The following is a 21,919-nucleotide window of genomic DNA, read 5'->3' on the forward strand; positions in this document are numbered from 1 at the left end:
TTTTTTCACATACCACCAAAATACTAAAAAATCACAATTTAACGCGAGGCATTACTCGAAAAAAACGTCGAGTGCCATATAATTTGGTGGAAACAATGTAAACTTCGTCATTGTACAAAAATTTAACTCTACCTTCTTAAGGTTTGAGTGTATAATACGCCACCTTTTTTTGCGTCTACCACTAGGGCACGCTTAAAGCTAGTCAGACTGCTTCGTCATTTTGGCTTTTCGTCCGTAATTACTTTGAGTTAAGGCATATATTTTGGCTAACGATATCAGTAACTTAAGAAACATCGCAATTATTGCGCACGTTGACCATGGTAAAACAACCTTGGTTGATAAACTATTACAACAGTCTGGCACCCTTGAAAGCCGTGGTGAAGCAGAAGAACGCGTTATGGACTCGAATGACATCGAGAAAGAGCGTGGTATTACCATCCTTGCTAAAAACACAGCGATTCGTTGGAATGACTACCGCATCAACATCGTAGACACTCCGGGACACGCCGATTTCGGTGGCGAAGTGGAACGTGTTATGTCTATGGCCGATTCTGTACTGCTACTTGTTGATGCCCAAGAAGGCCCGATGCCGCAAACGCGTTTTGTAACGCAAAAAGCATTTGCACAAGGCCTAAAGCCGATTGTTGTTATTAACAAAATCGACAAGCCAGGCGCGCGCCCTGACTGGGTAATTGATCAAGTATTCGACTTGTTCGACAACCTTGGTGCTACTGACGATCAACTTGATTTCCAAGTTGTTTACGCATCAGCCCTGAATGGTTGGGCGTCTTTAGATGCCGACGAGAAGCAAGAAGACATGACTGCATTGTTCCAAACGATCGTCGACCAGGTTCAAGCACCGAATGCAGATCCTGAAGGCAGCTTTCAAATGCAGATTTCGCAGCTTGACTACAACTCGTACGTAGGTGTTATCGGTGTAGGCCGAATCAAGCGCGGTAGCGTTAAGCCAAATGATCAGGTAACGATTATCGGCGCAGACGGTAAAAAACGAAACGGTAAAGTTGGTCAAATTCAGGGTTATCTTGGCCTTGAGCGTCACGAAATCGATAGTGCACACGCTGGCGACATCATTGCGATTACGGGGTTGGGTGAGCTGAAAATCTCCGACACAATTTGTGACCAGAACGAAGTAGAAGCGTTGCCGCCACTGTCTGTTGACGAGCCAACCGTCACCATGACCTTCCAAGTAAATACCTCGCCATTTGCAGGTAAAGAAGGTAAATATGTTACTTCACGTAATATTCTAGAGCGCCTTCAAGCGGAATTGGTTCACAACGTAGCACTACGTGTAGAAGAAACGCCAGATCCGGATAAATTCCGAGTTTCGGGCCGTGGTGAATTACATTTGGGTATTCTAATTGAGAATATGCGTCGTGAAGGCTACGAACTAGCAGTATCACGTCCAGAAGTAATTCTGCGTGATGTAGACGGCGAAGTTCATGAACCCTATGAAACACTGACCATTGACTGTGAAGAAGAGCACCAAGGCTCAATCATGGAACAAATTGGTTTGCGTAAAGGTGAATTGACTGACATGTCACCTGACGGCAAAGGCCGTGTTCGTATGGACTTCGTGATCCCAAGCCGTGGTTTGATTGGCTTCCAAACTGAATTTATGACACTCACATCAGGCTCAGGGTTGTTGTACCACACGTTTGATCACTACGGTCCTCATAAAGGCGGTAACATTGGTCAACGTAAAAACGGTGTGTTGATTGCTAATGCTGCGGGTAAAGCACTAACAAACGCATTGTTCAACCTTCAGGATCGTGGTCGTCTATTCATCGGACACGGTGTAGAAGTGTACGAAGGTATGATCATCGGCATTCACAGTCGCGACAACGATCTAACGGTTAATGCCCTTAAAGGTAAACAGTTAACTAACGTGCGCGCATCAGGTACTGACGAAGCACAGAACCTTGTACCGCCAATCGTTATGACACTTGAGCAAGCGCTAGAGTTTATCGACGATGACGAATTGGTTGAAGTCACACCGGAAAGCATTCGCCTTCGTAAGAAGCTACTAACGGAAAATGACCGTAAACGTGCTTCTCGCGCAAAAGATAAAGAGTAGTTTACTGAGTCTACTTAAGTTTCATTAATAGCAAAGGCGCCTGTCGGCGCCTTTGTTTTTTATCTCGCTTTCCATTCATGGCTAGCGAATTCTCACACTTTAAATCGGCGAGTTAAATCATCTAAGATTTCAGATTGTTCATGCATTTGCTGAGCAAAGTCTTTCACTTCATTCATCTTAGTAATGCTCGTGTGGCCAGTTTCGACAATAACATTAATATTTTTACTTAGCTCATCAGCCACCGTACTTTGCTCAGATACTGCGGTAGATATTTGCTCTGACATTTCTGATATCTGGATTGTGGCATTTTGCAGACTTTCTAACGAGCTGCCCGAACTTGATGCTTTCACCTTTGCATCTTCACTCTTGCTTTGGCTTTGTCCCATCACATCAACCGCTGACTTCGCGCCATTTTGCAGCTCATTGATGGTGTCCTGAATTTGAGACGTGCTCTCTTGCGTCCGGCTTGCTAATGAACGCACTTCATCCGCTACTACCGCAAACCCACGCCCTTGTTCACCTGCGCGCGCCGCTTCTATAGCCGCATTCAATGCGAGTAAATTAGTCTGCTCAGCAATGCTCTGAATAACATCTAACACCAATACAATTTGCCCTACATTGCCTTCTAATGATGCAATTACATCTGACGCATTACCGATATGAGAGGCCAGATTTTCAATCGAATCAATCGCCTCTCCGACAATACGAGATACATTCGCAACGTCCGTGCTCGCGCGTTGCGCCGATTGTGACGTCGTTGAAGCATTATTTTCAATTTCGCCCGCTGCCGCCGCCATTTCAGTGACCGCAGTTGCCACCTGATCTGTTTCAACTTGCTGGTGCTCTATACTCTTTAGACTGTCATTGCTGGCTCTAGATACCTGTACTGATATTGCACGTGATTCTTCAACCGATTGCTTAATCGCCACAACAAGGTCGCGAATTTTTGATTGGAATTGATTAAATGCACTAGACAGCTGACCAATCTCATCATCTCTATCAACAGGTAAATCTCGCGTTAAGTCACCATCACCACTGGCGATATTTTGAAGAGCTAGGGCGACCTTCTCAAGTGGATCTGTGACCAGAAGCCGAAAAACAAAAAACATAGCGACCACCAGCAACACATCAAGAATTATGATGCGCACGGCTGCGCTAACTGCCAACGAGCGCAATTGCGCATCTACAAATTCGCGATTAACAAAAATAGTGACACGTCCAAGGTCGTTTTCAGTACCATCTTGCTCATAGATAAGTTTGAAATTAGTTTCCTCGCCTTCCTTTGCGCCTGCCGACTGGTTAACCACCTCATTGTTGACATCCGTCAAAATGATTTTATTCACATCTTCAGATTTCACTTCTGCGGCAAGAATTTTATTAATTTGTGCATCCTGAAAGTTCCAAACTGCGCTGGGCAAACTTAGCATTAGTCGCTCTTTGACCAAATCTACACGATGCGCTTGCTCAGCTCGGAGCTTGCTACTACTTGCGTAGAAGTCATAAAAGCCAAACACAATCAGCACTACGCTGAGTACCACCAGCGCAGCAATGATTAACTTAAACGATATGGACTTTGTGACCACCCAAACCTCCTATTTCCTTCAGCGTTACAAATGGCTTTTCATAATGGCGTCAACATCTATTTTCTTCAGACCACTGTTAAAAATAGCTTGCCACTTTTGTCCTTCGGCATCATTACGAAATGCAATGTACAATTTCTTTTCGGCCAACAACGTCGCGTTCATTTCAACTTTAGCAGCCAGCGGTTTAAGGCCGGCATCGTTTGCTAATAAATAACTCAAAACGTTTGCATCAATCACAGCAGCTTCAATGCGACCCGCAGCCACTTTTTTCACATTCACATCGTCAGATGGTGCTGCTTGGCCTTTAATTTCACCTGATGCTATTCTTGCGTCTAATTCAGGGGTATTGACGTAATCTTGAACCACACCAATCATTTTCCCATTCAAGTCATCGACGTTGGCAAAGGTCACAGGCTTTGACTTTAGCTGCACTAACCCTAACGGTCCCGTTCCCATCGGATCAGAAAACACAAAATCAGATGATTCGTATTTGTACTCTGGGAAGTAACCAACATGCTTGGAACCTGCTTGAGAAGCTTGTGATACCGCACGTGACCAAGGAAAGAAATCCACGACCAACGTGTGGCCTTCGGCTTCAAACGCGGCTTTGGCAACCGCTACCGACGCCCCCATGTCTTTTAAATCTTTGTCAGAATAGGGAGGCCAACTCAACGACGTAAGGTGTACAGTATCGGCTCGTACTGTACTCACAGTTAATAGCACGACCGTCGAAATGAGTAAGCAGTATTTCACAAACAAGGTTATTACGCCGTGTAAACTCATGTGTTGCTCCTTTTATCCACTGGTAAGTTAATGTTTATTTAAAACGAAAAAGTCTTCGATACTGTAAACAACACCGTCGTGTCGCCATAGGTATCTAAATCAGTGTCTTGCACGCCGAGGGAAAATGTCATGCCTTTCCAGTCGTAGAATGCAGTAATTTGATAGTGCATGTAATTATCATCGCCAGGTTCCCATTCCCATTTATCTTCGTCATAGCTCACCGACATATCTGCACCAATCAGCAGCGATACACCGTTATCGAATGAAAACGTGTGGTTAATCATATAAATAGCATGCTTCGCATCAAGGCCGAAGTAGTCCCAGGTGTACCAAAAATTAAAATCCGTTTTCCCAAGTGCATTGGTAAGCCCGAACTTAACCCATGCTTCTGGGTAATTGTAATCAGAGCTAAAACTTTCTCCCCAATAAGTGTAATAGGCGATGCCCACATCAAGCGCTAAATTCGACGACAGCTCAGTGTAATACCCTACATACGGGTCGAACTCGATTTCAGTTCCTTCAAAAAAGTGGACATTCGACGCCCAAGCGCCAGCATAACTGCCTGATTCACCCGCCCAATCCAGGCTGACTTGAAGAGCAGGATTTTCATCGGTTTGGGAAACACCATTAAATAAGTAGTCACTCGCAAAGGTGACAGTAGAAGAGAGCTCTGCATACGCCATACTGCTAAAAAGGAACGTGGCAGGAATAAGAAGTGTGTGTGCAGCTTTCATGGTTTTGCCTAATTTTTTCAGTTGATAAAGTGTTCACTTATAAGAAAAAAATAGACGATAACCGTAAAAGTGCAATATTTGAGATAACAACTAACATGGCCCTCACTTGGACTTTTCCAATGTAAGGGCCGAAAATTACACAGTCAACACGAAAGTCACGATTACAGCATGTGTAACGCCATCAAATCTTGCAGTGTATGCTCAGAAATAAGCGTCGCTGCTGCTTCAATATCTGGCGCGAAATAACGGTCTTTATCGTAAAACGCCACCTGCTCTCTCAGTAACGCTTTAGCAGACTCTAGTGCTTCACTCGACTTAAGCGGTCCTCGAAAATCAATTCCCTGAGCCGCCGCTAGCCACTCAACAGCCAATATTCCGGCAACATTTTCAAAAATGTCACGTAGTCGCCGTCCTGCAAAGGTTGCCATCGACACATGATCTTCTTGATTTGCTGATGTGGGAAGAGAGTCGATAGATGCCGGATGGGCCAGCGTTTTGTTTTCACTTGCCAGCGCAGCGCAGGTCACCTGAGCAATCATAAAACCAGAATTCACTCCACCATTCTCAACTAAAAATGGCGGCAAACCACTGAGGTTGGAATCAATCAATAGCGCCATTCTACGCTCAGACAACGCGCCAATTTCAGACAATGCAATCGCAATCATATCCGCAGCCATAGCAACGGCTTCAGCATGGAAGTTTCCACCTGATAAAATATCTTGTGAGTCTGCAAAAACAAGTGGATTGTCAGACACTCCGTTAGCCTCGGTAACTAAGGTCTGTGCGGCGTACCTTAGCTGCTGCAAACTCGCCCCCATCACTTGTGGCTGGCATCGCAGTGAATAAGGATCTTGTACTTTCTCGCATGCCGTATGTGAATCGCCAATTTCAGAGCTGTCTGTCAAAATCTGGCGGAAGGCGCTTGCAACATCGCTTTGAGACTGGTGCCCACGCACATCATGAATTCGCGCATCGAATGGCACGCGAGATCCAAGCGCAGCTTCAACCGATAAAGCACCAATGGTGACGGCACTTTCAAGCGCATTTTCAGCATAAAACAGCCCCTGCAATGCAAAAGCGGTCGAGGCTTGCGTGCCATTTAATAACGCCAGCCCTTCTTTCGGGGCTAATGAGATTTTCGCCAGTTCAGCAATGCGTAAGCCTTCTTCCGCGCTCAAGCGTTTGCCTTTATGCAACACCTCGCCCTCACCCAATAATACTGCACTCATGTGTGCCAACGGAGCTAAATCACCCGATGCACCCACTGAGCCTTTTTCAGGAATGGCAGGATAAACTTCTGCGTTGTAAAGCGCCATCAGAGCTTCAATCACAGACAGGCGAATGCCTGAGTACCCACGTGCTAAAGAATTGATTTTCAACAGCATTAACACACGTACGGTATTCTCTTGCATAAACTGCCCAATACCCGCAGCGTGAGACAATACGATAGAACGCTGCAAGGTCTCAAGCTCATCAGCTTCAATACGCGTGTTTGCTAACAACCCAAAACCCGTATTAATGCCATACACGGTGCGGCCCTTCGCCAACACATCCAATACGGTTTTCTCTGACGCATGAATCGCCGCATGCGCATCAGGGTTCAGTGCAATAGGAACGTGCGCGCGATGCACAGCACGAAGATCATTTAAGGTAAGTGTTCCTGGTGTAATGGTTAAGGTTTCCATACTTATTCGTCCTCAAGCATCGGTAAATCAAGGTGGTTTCGGCGGGCACAATCTTTTGCGATGTCATAGCCTGCGTCAGCATGACGCATTACGCCGGTGGCAGGGTCATTGTGCAGCACGCGGGCGATGCGCTCATCAGCCTCTTTCGAACCATCACACACGATCACCACGCCTGAGTGTTGGCTAAAGCCCATCCCGACACCACCGCCATGGTGCAAGCTCACCCACGTAGCCCCGCCTGCTGTATTTAACAGCGCATTCAATAACGGCCAATCAGATACGGCATCTGAACCGTCTTGCATACTCTCAGTTTCACGGTTTGGCGACGCAACTGAGCCTGAATCCAAATGATCGCGACCAATCACCACGGGCGCTTTTAACTCCCCGTTACGTACCATTTCATTGAAGGCCAGACCTAACTTTTGTCTGTCGCCTAATCCCACCCAGCATATGCGTGCTGGTAAGCCCTGAAATTGAATCCGTTCACGTGCCATATCCAACCAATTGTGAAGATGCGGGTTGTCAGGAATCAACTCTTTCACTTTCGCATCAGTTTTATAGATATCTTCTGGATCGCCCGATAATGCTGCCCAACGAAATGGTCCAATTCCCTGACAAAAGAGTGGTCGAATATAGGCAGGAACAAAGCCAGGGAAGTCAAAGGCATTCTTTACGCCTTCTTCTAATGCCATTTGACGGATGTTGTTACCGTAATCCAATGTTGCTGCACCGCGCGATTGTAGATCTAGCATCGCGTTAACTTGCACTGCCATAGACTGTTTCGCCGCCTTCACAACAGCAGCTTCATCCGTTTTACGCATGCTTGCGGCCTGCTCCATTGTCCACCCTTGTGGCAAATATCCATTGAGCGGATCATGAGCACTTGTTTGGTCTGTGACCACATCTGGTGTAATGCCCTTTTCAACAAGCTCTGGGAACACATCCGCCGCATTCGCCAGTAAGCCAACAGAAATGGCTTCACCGTTAGCGATTGCTTCGTTAATCATCTCCATTGCTTGCTCAAGTGAAGTCGCTTTTTTATCGACATAACCTGTTTTCAAACGAAAATCGATACGGCTTTCGTCTACTTCGACAGCCAGCATACAAAATCCAGCCATGGTTGCTGCCAATGGCTGTGCGCCGCCCATGCCACCTAGTCCGCCGGTTAGGATCCATTTGCCAGTCGCATCGCCATTAAAGTGTGTTTTCGCAACGCTAACGAAGGTTTCATACGTGCCCTGAACAATGCCCTGAGAGCCAATATATATCCATGAGCCCGCTGTCATTTGCCCGTACATCATCAGGCCTTTTTTGTCCAACTCGTTAAAGTGTTCCCAGTTTGCCCAATGAGGAACTAAATTCGAGTTGGCAATCAATACACGTGGCGCATTTTCATGCGTAGGAAATACGCCGACTGGCTTACCACTTTGTACCAATAGGGTTTCATTGTTATTGAGTCGCTTTAATACCTCGGTGATCTTATCAAAAGAGGGCCAATCTCGTGCAGCGCGACCAATCCCACCGTACACAACGAGGTTTTGCGGATGCTCCGCTACCTCAGGGTCGAGGTTGTTCATCAACATACGAAGGGGCGCTTCGGTCTGCCAACTTTTGGCATTTAATTTCGTCCCCGTTGGCGCTTTGATCACGCGACCTTCGTCAATACGTTTGTCGTTCAAATTCATAACGGACTCCTTTAAAAGTCTAAATGTCCACCCAAGCGGTAACGGTTACCGGGGTGAAGTAAATTGGCGTAACTCACGATGCCTTTGGCTGAAAATGTTCGACGAGATACTTTCAGACACGGCTGGCGAGTAGAAATATTTAATAAGCTTGCAGATTCTGAGTCGGGCAATGTGGCTTCAACAATATGGTCTGCCTGGGTGAGTGGCGCAATAGCACTAAGGTATTGATTGGCCGTCACGGAGTTGAAGTCTTGCTTTAGATAATCAGGTGCAAATTGGGGATTTACCCATCGAGATTCCAATTGCACAGGTTGTGCATTTTCAAAATGCACGATAAGGGTATGAAACAACGTCGTTTGGGCAGGCACGCCTAACCAGCTGCATGCCTGCTCAGAACCTGTCACAGCGGCTTTATGGATGACATCACAATGATAACGGTGTCCACGCTGACGTATCTCTTCATTAATACTTTTAATGGCGAGCATGGAGCTCATTGGGCGATGATCCGACACAAATGTGCCCAGTCCCTGAGAACGCATTAAAATTCCTTCATCCACCAGCTCAGTCAGGGCTCGACGTGCTGTCATTCTGCTAACACCAAACTGTTCAGCAAGCTGATTTTCAGAGGGGACTTGATCACCCGATTTCATTTCGTTTTGTTCAATTTGTTCCATAATTGCAGACTTAATCTGCGTAAATCGAGGCTGCATAGGCACACGTCATAGAATGTAAATACTGTGTTAAAAATCTACACTAAACAGGTTGTATATACAAGTATGTACAAGTAGACTCTTCATTAAATGGTTTTGGATAGGAAGGCTCATGTCGACACATTGCGATTTGCTGATCACTAACGTCAATCTTGCCACCATGCAGAAAGACTCCCATCAGGCTTACGGGGCGATTTATGATGGCTGTCTGGCTGTAAAAGAGGGAAAAATTTTGTTTGCAGGAAAAGCCGAAGAACAAGATTTTGCCCCAAAAAATGCAATAGATGGCAATCACCGCTGGCTCACGCCAGGACTTATCGATTGCCATACACATTTAGTATATGGCGGCAATCGTGCACAGGAGTTTGAAAAGCGTTTGCAAGGTGTCAGCTATGAAGAGATTTCAAAGCAAGGTGGCGGCATAAACTCTACCGTAACCGCTACGCGCGCTGCATCCGAGCAAGCCTTACTCGACAGTGCAACGAAGCGAGCGCGTCGCCTCATGCTAGAAGGTGTAACTACCATTGAAGTGAAATCAGGCTATGGGCTCGATCTCAACACTGAACTGCGCATGCTCGATGTTACAAAACAGCTTGAGCACGCCTTACCTGTTAATGTTGTATCGACGTTTTTGGGTGCCCATACGGTTCCACCTGAATACAAGGATGCCAGCGATGATTACGTTTCACTTATCTGCGATAAAATCATGCCCGCGGTTGCCGCTCAAGGCATTGCATCATTCGTAGATGTATTTTGTGAAGGGATCGGCTTTTCGCCAGCTCAGTCAGAAAAAATATTTCAAGCAGCCGCCCGTAATGACTTGAAAATCAAAGCCCATGTAGAGCAGCTCAGTGATCTAAAAGGCGCAGCACTGGCAGCCAAATATCATGCTGTATCGGTTGATCATCTTGAGTATCTCAACCCCGAAGACATTCTCGCGCTTAGCGCTGCCAACACGGTCGCCGTCATGCTACCGGGCGCATTTTACTTTTTGAATGAAAAGCAATTACCCCCAATTAACGCCTTGAGAGAGGCCGGTGTTCCAATGGCGGTTGCCACCGACTTGAATCCGGGAAGTTCGCCTTTGGCCTCATTGCTGACCGCCATGAACATGGCTTGCACGCTTTTCAAACTCACACCAGAGGAAGCCCTAGCGGGTGCGACACGTCATGGCGCGCAAGCATTAGCTTTAGATAATAAAGGTCAGTTGGCTGCTGGTTTTGATGCTGACTTCTGCCTTTGGGATATTGAGCATCCCGCTGAATTGTCTTACGGTATTAATCTCGTTAAACCCGACGATGTGTGGATTGGAGGTGAACATGTCCATCTTCACCCGTGATTTTGTCTGGACTGGACGTACCGATACAGAAGACGGCGAAGCGGGTAGTCGCTGGCATCAAAAAATCCGCCAGTCAAAAGATGATGCCGATGTCGCTCTGGTTGGCTTTGGTTGCGATCTCGGCGTAATCAATAATAAAGGACGCCCAGGCGCGAAAACTGGCCCAAATGCTATACGCGCTGCACTGTCTAATATGGCGTGGCATCGCGATATCATTGCGACTGATCACGGCACGGTTGAAGCTGTCGATGACCTCGACATGGCACAACAACACTATGCAACTAGCGTGACTCACGCGCTGACCCAATCACGCTTTGTTATTGGTCTGGGTGGCGGACACGAAATAGCGTGGGGCAGCTATCAAGGTATACGCAACGCGTTGGCATCCCAAAACAAAAAAATAGGCATTATTAATTTTGACGCCCATTTCGATCTGCGTAAACCCGCTCCCAACACCAGTAGCGGTACGCCGTTTTATCAAATCGCGGAAGACTGTAAAACACAAAATGAGCTTTTTTATTATGCATGTATGGGAGTAGCCGAATCTGCAAATACCCAAGCACTTTTCGCTTATGCGGACACCCACAACGTCACGTATTTAAAAGATACTGACACCCACTTTGAGCAATCTGTGTCTGTGCTAACACCCTTTTTACAAGCAATAGACGTGTTGTACGTTACTATTTGCCTTGATGCATTTCCGGCGGCCTACGCCCCTGGCGTAAGTGCCCCCAGCCCGCTGGGTATTAGCCCAGAGTACGTTATAAAAATGCTCCACTGGTTCGCGCAACAACAATCTACGTTTCACTATGCGTGGCCGTTTGCAGATATTGCCGAGATGAATCCCGTCCTCGATATTGATGGTAGAACGGCAAAACTCGCCGCGCGATTGATCTTTGAAATGGTAAACGCAAAATTTTAATTCTCTAAATAATAGGCGGCGGTCTTCAGACACCGCTCGCCTTCATTGAACGCTTTGTTTTAAAGCCCTGCACTCTCTCACCACCGCTTACCAACACCGTTTTTTGTGGCCAGATATGGCGTAATAAGCAATAAATCCATAGCACGGCAACATGATCAGATACGCCTTTTGACTATCCACCCAACTCGCAGCACCGCCATACACTAAGGGCAAAATAGCGCCCCCAGCAATTCCCATAATTAATAATGCTGAACCTTTTGGGGTCAATGCGCCTAACCCACTCAATGCCAAAGGCCAAACTGCAGGCCAAACTAACGCATTGGCTAACCCCAACAACGCGATGAGAGCAATACTATTGGGCACAGTGGGTACGCCGCTCCATCCCCATAACAGATCAGCTATGCCGTGTGCGGTATTCGACGCAAACGCGATTGCGAGCGTGAGCACCATTCCCAGTATCGCAGATGCAAGCAACGCTTTTTGCTGAGAGAGGTACTTAGGAATATAAATCAAACCAATAACATACCCCATTACCATTGCTGTCATTGTGTAAGATGTTAACGATGTGGCATGGTCCATACCCAAAGAAGAACCGTACAGACCAATTGTGTCTCCAGCTATTACCTCTACGCCCACGTAAAAAAACAACGTAATTGCGCCTAAAATTAGATGAGGATAATGACGTAGTCGCGGTGAATTATCAGCATCAGACGCGTTCACTGGTGTCAGTGAAGATGACGGTGCTGGTGAGGAAGACGGTGACGCAATATCTTTTGAAATTTCTGGCAGTGGAATACGAGAGAACACCGCACCCAATACAGTTAATGCGATTGCCATCCAGATGTAAGGCACAATCAAACTCATAGACATCGCTTCTAACTTGGCGTCGCGCGCGTCGATTGACATTTGCAATAAGGTTACCTGATTCACATCATCAAAGTTACCCAACACAAGGGCTGTAAATGCCAGTGGAGCGATGGCCCCTGCGGCTTTGTTTAACAACCCCATAAATGCAATGCGAGCCGCAGCACTGTCTTCCGAGCCTAATCTAACAATAAAAGGGTTAGACGCCGTTTGCAAAATGGTTAACCCTGAGCCCACCACAAACTGTGCAGCTAAAAATATCGCAAAGGTTTGGGTCAGTGCTGCGGGCACAAACAACACACAACCGAAAGCAATCATAAACAGTCCGAGCGACATACCTTTTTGGTATCCGGTTTTTTCCAAAATTCGCGCCATTGGCAAGGCCATGACGACGTATGCAAAGTAAAAACAAAAAGCAATAAACAGTGCTTGCACTTCTGTGAGCTGACACACCATTTGCAAGAAGGGAATAAGTGCGCCATTTAGCCAAGTTACAAAGCCAAATATAAAAAACAACAGGCCAATCGACATGATGGCAAAGCCATTACTGTGGCTGACAGACAGAGACTCCGTTTTTACATTCATTGCCTTTCCTCTCCTTACGTGTAAGTGTTTACTACAATTATTCTCGCCGCCAAGTGCATTCACCGGCTTGCCACACTTGCTGCAAGGCAAGCGATTCATCCAAAACTAAAAAGTCAGCTCGATAGCCCTCGCAGAGCAAACCGAGACGTTGGCTACAACCGAGAAAACGGGCGGGCGTGATACTTGCCATTTTGATACTTTGCTCTAATGGCACTGCCAAATCTTTGTGGGTATTCATTACCGCAGTATGCATATCCAAACAGCTACCTGCTAACGTTCCATTCGGTGTCGTCAGCTTGTTGCCTTGGCGAACAATAACATCGTTAAAAAATGGAAAGGTCTCTTCATCACTGCCTACATGGGCCATAGCATCCGTGACCAACATAATGCCTGCGTCACCCTTCATTTGAATCGCCAACTTTGCGCTATGGGGATGCACATGATGATGGTCAATAATCAGTCCACATATCGCATTCTCAGCCAATAGTGCTTCCCCCACCATTCCCGGCTCCCTAGACGTTAGTGGAGACATGGCATTGAATAAATGAGTGAACCCAGTCGCGCCCGCCTCCAGCGCCTTTTGTACTTGCTCAGCTCGCGCATTTGAGTGACCGAGGGCCACAATCACCCCCTGAGACACCAGCTCTTGAATGAAAGTAGTTGGCACCTTTTCTGGTGCAACCGTCACCAATACGCGACCGATATCAGAGCGAGTAAGGGTGGCAATTTCTTTGTCTGATGGCGTACGAATAAACCCTGCCTCATGCACGCCTTTTTTCGCCACACTGAGAAAAGGCCCTTCAAAATGGATTCCCAGTACACTTGGATAGCATTCGGATATCGCTTCAGCTACAGCATCGGCACCGCGCGCCATACTGTCTGCGCTGTCGGTAATCAAAGTGGGCAACATCGCCGTTGTGCCATATTGCGCATGCGCCTTGGCAATGGCTTTTATGCCTTCCAAGGTAGGCTGTTGATTGAACAACACGCCACCTCCGCCATTCACTTGTGTGTCGATATATCCCGGTACAACGATCGGGAAACCCTTTGTGTTCTTTTCTAACACGGTATTGATATGTGTAATATGCGCATTGGACACGTCAAACTCAACGTTGTCTTTCCAGCCCTCGGCCGTCAACATGCGCGCAGCATGAAACCGTTGATTCATTGTGTTTTGGTTACCTTATTCAGCCCAGGCGGCATATCAGGATTGAGGCCAAACGCCACGGCGATACGTTCAATATCTAAATAAAAGCGGAGAATCAGTAACAACGGGCGCAATCTAGTATGGACTGTTTCATCCAGTGAATGTGACATTGCCAGCGTTTGAATTGCTGCCCCTCGTTGAGACACATCTTTGAGTATGTCTGTGTGAAAAGGATACGTCTCGTCATTCACGGTGACATTCACAATCTGTAGTTGCTTTTCCACCAGCGTCACCGGTCCATGAATAAATTCAGCACTACTAAAGGCCTCGGCATGAATGCCCAATACCTCTTTTAATTTCAATGCCATCTCGCACGCAACGGCAAAGCCAAAGCCTCGCCCAAGTACCACTGTATTTCTTACACCTTGAAACACCGATGGCGGTAGCTGTGGCGGCATGTTTTTGACTTGTTCAAGCGCATCAGGAAGCACTTGCAACCCTTGTAATAATGCCTTGTTTTGATTCCAACAAGCACATAAATGCACCAATGCACTGAGTGTTGCCATGTAACTCTTGGTGGCTGCAACGGCTTTTTCAGTGCCAGCTCTTAACGGTAATACAGCGTCCGCCAATTCAGCCAGTGGCGAATGCTCGTCGTTGACCAAAGCGATGGTAAAAGCGCCACCAGCACGGGCCGCTTCGGCTTGTTTGAGAATATCTGGGCTTCGACCAGATTGAGAGATCACGAGCGCAACACTGTTTTTTAGAGTCAGCGTGCGATTAAATACACTCGATACTGACGGTGCAGCGCTGCTTACTGGTAATCCCATTTCTACTTCAAATAAATATTTAGCAAACACACCTGCATGATCAGATGAACCTCGACCAATAAGAAATACCAAGGTTGGCGACATCATTCTCAGGGTTTCACCTAGTTTTTGGCAAATATCAGCATTCGCGGCAAACTGTTCAGCAAGAACGTGAGGCGACTCCGCTGCTTCTTTTGCCATTATTGTGGCTGTCATCGACAGGTCTCCTTAGATGAGTGAACATATCTGGCATGATGAATTGCGCCTTGTTCTGGCGCTTGCGCACAGGATTTTATTCGCTGTTGCGTTGTCACATCTAACAACCCGCCGATACTCTGTGCCAAACCGCCAATTAAACACAGTGGCGCGGAGTTATCTCGCAACAGAGCATGTGCCATGCGCTGAATATAATTTGCAGCTTCTCGCAAAATCTCTTGAGCTTTTGGCACGCCTTGATTAGCCAATGACACAACCAAAGGGGCAATTTCAGCAAACTCTTTAGCGGTGTAGTGTCCGCAAAGTTGTACGAGTTCATGGGGTGCATCAATAGAGAACTGTCCTATAACCGCATCGGCGAGTTTATCTTTGTGCGCCAAACCGTCTATCACCTCTAGCGTATGCTGAATGGCTTTTAACCCCATCCAAGCGCCGCTGGCTTTATCGCCAATAGGAAATCCATGACCTCCCAGCTCATAAAAGTGACCTTGCTTGTAGTGTGCCCCTGTTGAACCCGTACCAACAATAATGACACTCCCCTCTTGTCCTTCATGCGCGCCAATGCATGCGGCGTGCAAGTCGCTAATCACGTAGAACGCTTTAAAAGGATGTTGCCACTGTAGAATTCGAGCATGTGCAGCAGGAATGTTCGCGCCTGCCAATCCAGCGCCCACGACACAATCTGATAGCGAGATAGACTGACCCGACTGCGAAATTGCATTCGATATGGCCTCAAGCATAGACGCTTTTGCTACATCAGTGTCACGCATAATGTTTGCTGAACCCGCAACGCCCTCACCCAAACAATGACCCGCTGCATCTTCCAAACGCACACGGCATTTGGTGCCTCCACCATCTACACCGATATAGAATGGCGAGGACGTAGACACAGACTTTGACGATGCAGCCGATGTCGATGTCTGATATTGCTCAGCCTGTATGGCGAACTCAGCAGTAAATTTGGTCATGAAAAACGGTCTCTTGTGTACACGTTTACGTTAGCTAAACTAACCTTAACGCAAAATGACAACGCTGTCATTTTATAATTTTAATCATCATACCAGTGTACATTCTTTTATTTTTTAAGGGAAAGAACCATGCTCACATGATGTGTGTTTGGCCACCGCGATCTAACGTAGGGTGTATAGGCAACGGCAACTGGCTCATCATATAAATGCCATCGTTTTCCGTCTTCACTGTATTCCAATAACAGATTTGGCAAGCCCGCTAGCATATGCAGCTTTCCCTTTCGTAGGGTTGCCGCAGGCGGCGGAAGCCGAAAGTTAATCTGTTGCTGAATCAATGATGGCAACATTTTTGTTGCTAGCGTCATCTGAAATGTATGCCAATCGTGCTCACGCATGCTCGCGAATGTCTGCGACGACACATCATCGATACGTTGCCAATCGGGAATATGCCAGGCACGATCAGCCAGCGCATACAATCGCGGATACAGCATATATTCCAGCGCGGCTTGATTTGGCGTTACTTCTGTCCACAATTGCCCCTGAATACCAAGAGGAGCATGTTGAGTTTGAACAGAATTTGTGTACTGGTTGCCCATTCTGTCTTGCCAGAGATGACGATGCGCAGACAGACGTAGCGGCATAAATTCAAACACTTTGCGCGTATCTGTGTGTTTTGATCCCCAATAGTAACCCGGTTCATAAGGATGGTTTGCATAAGGAAAATCGAAATACAGAACATCAGGAAAGGAATACACCGCGGGCACATGTGCTTTAGCAAACTCTTCTATGCTCTGCTCTGCGCCCCAATACAGGGTTTTCCAGATATTAGCCTGCACACCATTAGGCTTAATTTGCGTCAGACTTTCTTCGATACCATCACTCCAGCCAGCCATCGTCAGGCCTTTCTGTTGTCCGAGTTTAACTACCTTAGCCACGAAATATCCTAGTCCATTCTCTGCACTGATATTTTTCATAGCGCAAGCAGGTGATGCTTTCCAAGCGCCTGCGGTTTCATCCGCGCCCAAGTGAAAGGTAGTCAGAGGTACATCCGCTTGACGATGATAATCAATAACGGTGTCGATGACGTGTTCAACAAATCGGTACGTACCTTCTATGCATGGATTGATGGTATTGTCGTTGTAAAACTGAATCGACAGATACTCGGTTGTATCTTTGGGATCAATCAGCCGATATGCGTTGGCCTGCTGTGGATTGTTAGGCAATAGCTTGTTGTAGCGCGCTTCCATCGACACAATGGCCGCTCTAGCATGCCCAGGCATATCGAATGATGGAATCACTTCAATACCCAAAGCATTCGCATATTTTACCAACTCGATATAGTCTGCGGCCGTTAAATACCCATTTCCCAATGCCGATTTATATGGCCCACTGCCTAGCTGAGGCAACAAGCAGCGGCGCTCTGTGACATCATGACAACGATAAGCACCAATTTCGGTAAGCTCTGGAAGACCGTTAATTTCGAGTCGCCATCCCTCATCATCACTTAGATGTAAGTGGAGCTTATTCAACTTGGTCAAATGCATTTGTGTGATCAAATTATGCAAACTTGCTTTGCCCGGAAAATGGCGCGCAAGATCTACGTGCATGCCCCGAAAAGCAAAGTGTGGTTCATCGTGAATCTCAACAACAGGCAAGCGCTTCTTTTGGTCATCCCAAAGTTGTCCGAGGGTCATCAAGGCATATTTTGCCCCAGTTAATGTACTCGCTTCTATTAATACGCCCGATGGGACAATACGCAAATGGTAACCCTCAGGATGATGCGTTGTGTCTGATGACGCATTGCTGAGATGAGTGCGGATAGTCACGGGTAAGCTATCAGGCGTATCCTTCAAACCATATACTCGCAGTGCCTGTATTGATAATGAAAACCGTGTTTGCACATCTGGTGCAAATTCAATGCCCTTGGTATTAATCCATTGCTGACTGTCTCGTAGTGATTTTACTCCTGGAATAAGTCGATGTCTTGGCGAGTCATTAATAGCGGTGTGTGTCGCATTCTCACGTTGCTCAAATCGGTATTCGGGTGTTGCCAAAGGTAGGTTGTCTTGTGTATTGCGACGGAATTGTTGGGGCGTATCCCAATGCCCTGCATGGGCCGCTGCAAATAATCCCGTCCCCTCCTGTTTAACTCGCTGAGTAGATAAAATGATTTCTGGGTGCAACCCCTCACTTACCAAATAATAGTTTGGCATTACATCCGATCTTGCAGCATGCCAAAATGGCGCAAGTAGTTCTGTTTTTTGAGTCTCGCCCGCTTTTAAGCCATTCACTAGCTGGAGTCGATGTAAATCGCCTTTCACATGGGTGATCTGAAAGTTAGGGTTGGTGGCATGTTGAATGGGCGAAATATGGCTAAAATACGCAGAGGTATCGCTGGGCAAGGCAGTGCTGCCGTTAGTAAGTGTTAGCTCAGCGACAAAACACGTTCCACCGCCAATGGGTGTATCACATTGACGCTGCGCTGTATTACTAATGACCTGATACGTGATCTGAAGTTCATCAGCCAGTTGTTTAAGCCTCGTCTGGGTTATGGGCAAATCATTGCGGACACTGGCACTGACAGGCAACACCGACTGCATCATCAAAAAAGCGCAGCCAAGTAGCCACGGATATCGGCGCTGCCAACAACGAAGCACGCCACCAGTTTTACACCTTAACCACATAATAATTCCCTACTTTTTGATTTTGTATTCAATCACTCAATACGCTGACATCACCGTCTTATGTTGGAAGCGGCACATGACAAAGGCTGTGTTCATATCCAATCACGCCATGTGCCTTTACATCGTAGGGCTACACGCCATTAAAAGGTCATGCTCGCCCCTACAAAGAAGCGTCTACCATTTGCACTTTGCGTACCGCCTAATGTCACACTATCTGATGCACGCACGTAATAGTTTTCCCAAATTTCGTTAGTTAAATTTAGCGCTTCGGCTTTCAAGGTAATCGCCTCTGTTACATTCCAACTTAGCTGCATATCGACCTGTGATTGCGCGTCGCGATAACGATCGCCAATTTCCGTTTGTGCGATAAAGTATTCCGAACGGTAGTTATAATTCACGCGGGCACTATAAGCGTCAGTTTCGAAATATAACCCCGCATTAAATGTGTTTTTGGAGGTATTAGGAAAACTCACATTGCGAGACGCCAGTGTCGCACCAACAATATTGCCGTCATCATCAAGTACAGGCGCAGCCTCCTCAATTTCAGCATCTGCAACATCGGTATAGGTGTAATTTACATAGCCACCAAAACCATTTTCAAATGTGTGCTGAAGCTGCAATTCGATGCCTTCAATGGTAGTAGAACCACCATTTTCAGGTGTGCTGAGCTGATTAATTAGCACGCCATCAATGTCTCGAGACACAATTTTGGTAAAAATAAAATCGTTCACATCTTTCTTGAACACCGTGCCAGCTAGAATGGACGAGTCATCGAAGTACCACTCTACGCCTATTTCAAATTGATTGGCGGTGAGGGGATTTAAATTTGGATTACCCGCTTCTCCTGAACTGGTTTCCGGCGTCAGATTAACAGCAGGAGCCAATTGAAACGGAGCAGGACGCGTAATAACACGCCCGGCCGCGACACGCGCAACCACATCATCCGTCAAGTTATACGCAATATTCAAACTCGGTAGCCATTCGTTATACCCACCATCGTATTCAACCGCATTTCCCGTCTCAACATCGAATCCCTTGGAGATTGAATCGGTTTCGACATAACGCAGGCCTAAATTTCCTCGAAACGCCTCTCCAGCAAAGTTCGCCATTACGTACACCGCGGTGATGTCTTCCTCTACCTCAAACGAAGCGAGCGATTGAAACACATTAGACTGACGGCATAACGTCGTTTCACCTCCTGCACATTCTGCAACGCTGTATAACGCTTCGTACATACCTACTTTATCTGGAAAGAAATAGCTTGCCGCCAGTGCATTAGTGTGGGTATGTTCCACGTCTATCATCTCGCCAGTCCAAAATTCACTGGCAGGACCTAAACTGCCTTCCCCCGTCGCTGTCAGATTGGCCAAATCGGTTCGATACCGATTCTGCTCAAAGCTGCGATCACGATATTTAACTCCTGTTTTAATTTCCGTTATCACTCCCCATTCAACAAAATGAGAGTAATCGACTTGAGCATAATCTTCGGTGTCTTCGGTTAGATTGGCTTGATCAAAGATTCCGCCCAACCACATTTCATCAGTTGGATTTTGTAGCCAACTGCTTGGTCCAGTAAAATCGATGTAAGGGTTACGGCTATCAGGATTATAAAAATCAAACGTTGCCGCAGGGTCGTTGGCATCCACCCAAAACTCCGTAAAGAAATCACGGTTTTCTCCTTCACCACGTGTTGTACCCAGTTGAAAATGCCACTTTCCATTGTCTGTTGTTATATTCCCTTCCAAGTCGAGAATATCGGTCGACATTTCCGAACCATCACGAAATATATTGTCATACGCGATGTGGCGTGCCCATTCTGGCCGCTGTGGGACGCCTGTTACAGCAAGATAGTCCACGACCCCTTCACTATTCACACTCCCCGAATTCGTATCAGTCCCCATGTAGGCAATACCTCGAAAAGGAATGCCAATTAAATTTGAGTTCACATTATCTGCGCTTAATGTTGACGATAAATAGTGCAAAGTAAAATCAACATAGTCGGTAGGGGCCCACTGGGCGGTGATGTCTAATCCTAATCGTTCTCGGTCTTGTCGAAACTGTGCAGACCCAATCCCCCATGGAATTGCGCCTTTTTGTTGTGCACCGCCAGGCGCTTCAATCAACGGATCGATACGGCCAATACTTGGACCAAACCAGCCAAAGTCTTCGTTAGTTTCGCGTCTGACCGTTCTTTCCTGATAAGAGGCAGAGATTAGCAAGCCCACCGTTTCTTCATCATTTTTCCAACTGTACAGCCCTGATATAGCAGGATCCGTTTTTTCTGCGATGTCGTTGTACTGAGCTTCAGCGGAGAGCTGCGTTGTATTCGCATCTAAATTCAGCGGCTTTCGCGTTTTCAGAATAACCGTGCCGCCTAATGCGCCCTCGTCGATGTCCGCTTGTGCCGATTTATATACCTCTACCCCCGCGACCATCTCTGAAGCCAGTAGCTCAAAGTTAAAATTTCGCGTCGCTTCAGACAGCACAAACCATTGTGCAGTACCCACGGCCTGCCCATTTACCAACGTTAAGTTTTGATCCGGTTGAACACCACGAATCGTCACGCCTTGGCCCTCGCCAAAATCACGATCGATGGTAATCCCCGGAATTCGGGAAAGCGATTCTGCAACATTCTTATCAGGAAACTTTCCAATATCTTCCGCGGTAATTGCATCCACAATGCTGTTTGAGAATCGTTTGGCATTAATGTTAGCGCGTTGACTGGCGCGAATACCGGTGACTTGAATCACTTCTATGTCGTTATTAGCAGCATCTGTATTTATTTGCTGCGCCCATGCTTGAGGCTGTAACAAACCGGTGACAGAGGTAATCGCCAAGGCACTGTAGAGAGTATGACGCAACGCGGAGGTTAGTGGGTGTAGAGTATGTGTATTCATTATCCAGATCCTTGAACTCCATAATGACAACGCTGTCATTTATTATTAAATAAAATGACAAGCCGTCGTCTACCTCGGTTACGTCAACATGACAACGCTGTCATTAAATCGTAACTTACACCAGAGGTTGCAAGCTTGCAAATACTTATTTATAAAATTGTTAAATTTCCTATCTGAGCATAAATTTGGCAAAATCGCGTTTAGTTTCTATTT

15 protein-coding genes are annotated in these 21,919 nt (G+C 46.6%); 3 read left to right on the forward strand and 12 right to left on the reverse strand.

Features of this window, described 5'->3' with window-relative positions:
* The first annotated feature begins 262 nt into the window (after positions 1-262).
* A complete protein-coding gene (gene typA / locus OE749_RS03380) occupies positions 263-2,095 on the forward strand; it encodes a translational GTPase TypA (protein WP_404828110.1) in 1,833 nt (610 codons plus the stop codon).
* A gap of 92 nt (positions 2,096-2,187) precedes the next feature.
* On the opposite strand, the gene OE749_RS03385 is transcribed toward typA, so the two are convergent.
* From OE749_RS03385 to hutC, 6 genes are all read right to left on the reverse strand, one after another.
* Positions 2,188-3,678, reverse strand: a complete 1,491-nt coding sequence (locus tag OE749_RS03385; RefSeq protein ID WP_263710939.1) for a methyl-accepting chemotaxis protein — start codon at positions 3,676-3,678, stop codon at positions 2,188-2,190.
* Between the two features lie 24 nt (positions 3,679-3,702).
* Entirely contained in the window at positions 3,703-4,461 is a 759-nt protein-coding gene (locus OE749_RS03390) for a substrate-binding periplasmic protein (protein ID WP_263710940.1), read from the reverse strand.
* 38 nt (positions 4,462-4,499) lie between these two features.
* Positions 4,500-5,195: a TorF family putative porin gene (locus OE749_RS03395; protein WP_263710941.1), complete on the reverse strand. Its 696-nt coding sequence runs from the start codon at positions 5,193-5,195 to the stop codon at positions 4,500-4,502.
* Positions 5,196-5,356: 161 nt separating this feature from the next.
* Complete coding sequence (gene hutH / locus OE749_RS03400) at positions 5,357-6,880, reverse strand: histidine ammonia-lyase (protein ID WP_263710942.1); 1,524 nt, start codon at positions 6,878-6,880, stop codon at positions 5,357-5,359.
* A gap of 2 nt (positions 6,881-6,882) precedes the next feature.
* On the reverse strand, positions 6,883-8,565 hold the full coding sequence (gene hutU / locus OE749_RS03405) for a urocanate hydratase (protein WP_263710943.1): 1,683 nt from the start codon (positions 8,563-8,565) through the stop codon (positions 6,883-6,885).
* An 11-nt stretch (positions 8,566-8,576) separates the two neighbouring features.
* Positions 8,577-9,275: a histidine utilization repressor gene (gene hutC / locus OE749_RS03410; RefSeq protein WP_263710944.1), complete on the reverse strand. Its 699-nt coding sequence runs from the start codon at positions 9,273-9,275 to the stop codon at positions 8,577-8,579.
* A gap of 112 nt (positions 9,276-9,387) precedes the next feature.
* Here hutC and hutI point away from each other — a divergent pair, with 112 nt between their 5' ends.
* Complete coding sequence (gene hutI / locus OE749_RS03415) at positions 9,388-10,614, forward strand: imidazolonepropionase (RefSeq protein WP_263710945.1); 1,227 nt, start codon at positions 9,388-9,390, stop codon at positions 10,612-10,614.
* Positions 10,595-11,536 carry a formimidoylglutamase gene (hutG, locus tag OE749_RS03420; protein ID WP_263710946.1) on the forward strand — a complete coding sequence of 314 codons (942 nt, stop codon included), beginning with the start codon at positions 10,595-10,597 and terminating at the stop codon, positions 11,534-11,536. The genes hutI and hutG overlap by 20 nt, the downstream gene beginning before the upstream one ends.
* Positions 11,537-11,623: 87 nt before the next feature.
* Here the strand turns inward: hutG and OE749_RS03425 are convergent, their stop codons facing one another.
* The 6 genes from OE749_RS03425 to OE749_RS03450 form a co-directional block, all read right to left on the reverse strand.
* Positions 11,624-12,985, reverse strand: coding sequence for a sugar MFS transporter (locus tag OE749_RS03425; protein ID WP_263710947.1), 1,362 nt, complete (start codon positions 12,983-12,985; stop codon positions 11,624-11,626).
* Positions 12,986-13,022: 37 nt separating this feature from the next.
* Positions 13,023-14,153, reverse strand: coding sequence for an N-acetylglucosamine-6-phosphate deacetylase (nagA, locus tag OE749_RS03430; RefSeq protein WP_263710948.1), 1,131 nt, complete (start codon positions 14,151-14,153; stop codon positions 13,023-13,025).
* Entirely contained in the window at positions 14,150-15,157 is a 1,008-nt protein-coding gene (gene nagB-II, locus OE749_RS03435; protein WP_263710949.1) for a glucosamine-6-phosphate deaminase NagB-II, read from the reverse strand. The genes nagA and nagB-II overlap by 4 nt, the downstream gene beginning before the upstream one ends.
* Positions 15,154-16,125, reverse strand: a complete 972-nt coding sequence (locus tag OE749_RS03440; RefSeq protein ID WP_263710950.1) for a BadF/BadG/BcrA/BcrD ATPase family protein — start codon at positions 16,123-16,125, stop codon at positions 15,154-15,156. Before OE749_RS03440 ends, nagB-II begins: the two co-directional genes overlap by 4 nt.
* Positions 16,126-16,232: 107 nt before the next feature.
* Positions 16,233-18,809: a family 20 glycosylhydrolase gene (locus tag OE749_RS03445; protein WP_263710951.1), complete on the reverse strand. Its 2,577-nt coding sequence runs from the start codon at positions 18,807-18,809 to the stop codon at positions 16,233-16,235.
* 140 nt (positions 18,810-18,949) lie between these two features.
* Positions 18,950-21,706 (reverse strand): TonB-dependent receptor, encoded by a 2,757-nt coding sequence (locus OE749_RS03450; RefSeq protein WP_263710952.1) that lies wholly within the window; start codon positions 21,704-21,706, stop codon positions 18,950-18,952.
* Positions 21,707-21,919 lie beyond the last annotated feature (213 nt).

Source organism: Fluctibacter corallii (assembly GCF_025751585.1).
GTDB lineage: Bacteria > Pseudomonadota > Gammaproteobacteria > Enterobacterales > Alteromonadaceae > Fluctibacter_A > Fluctibacter_A corallii.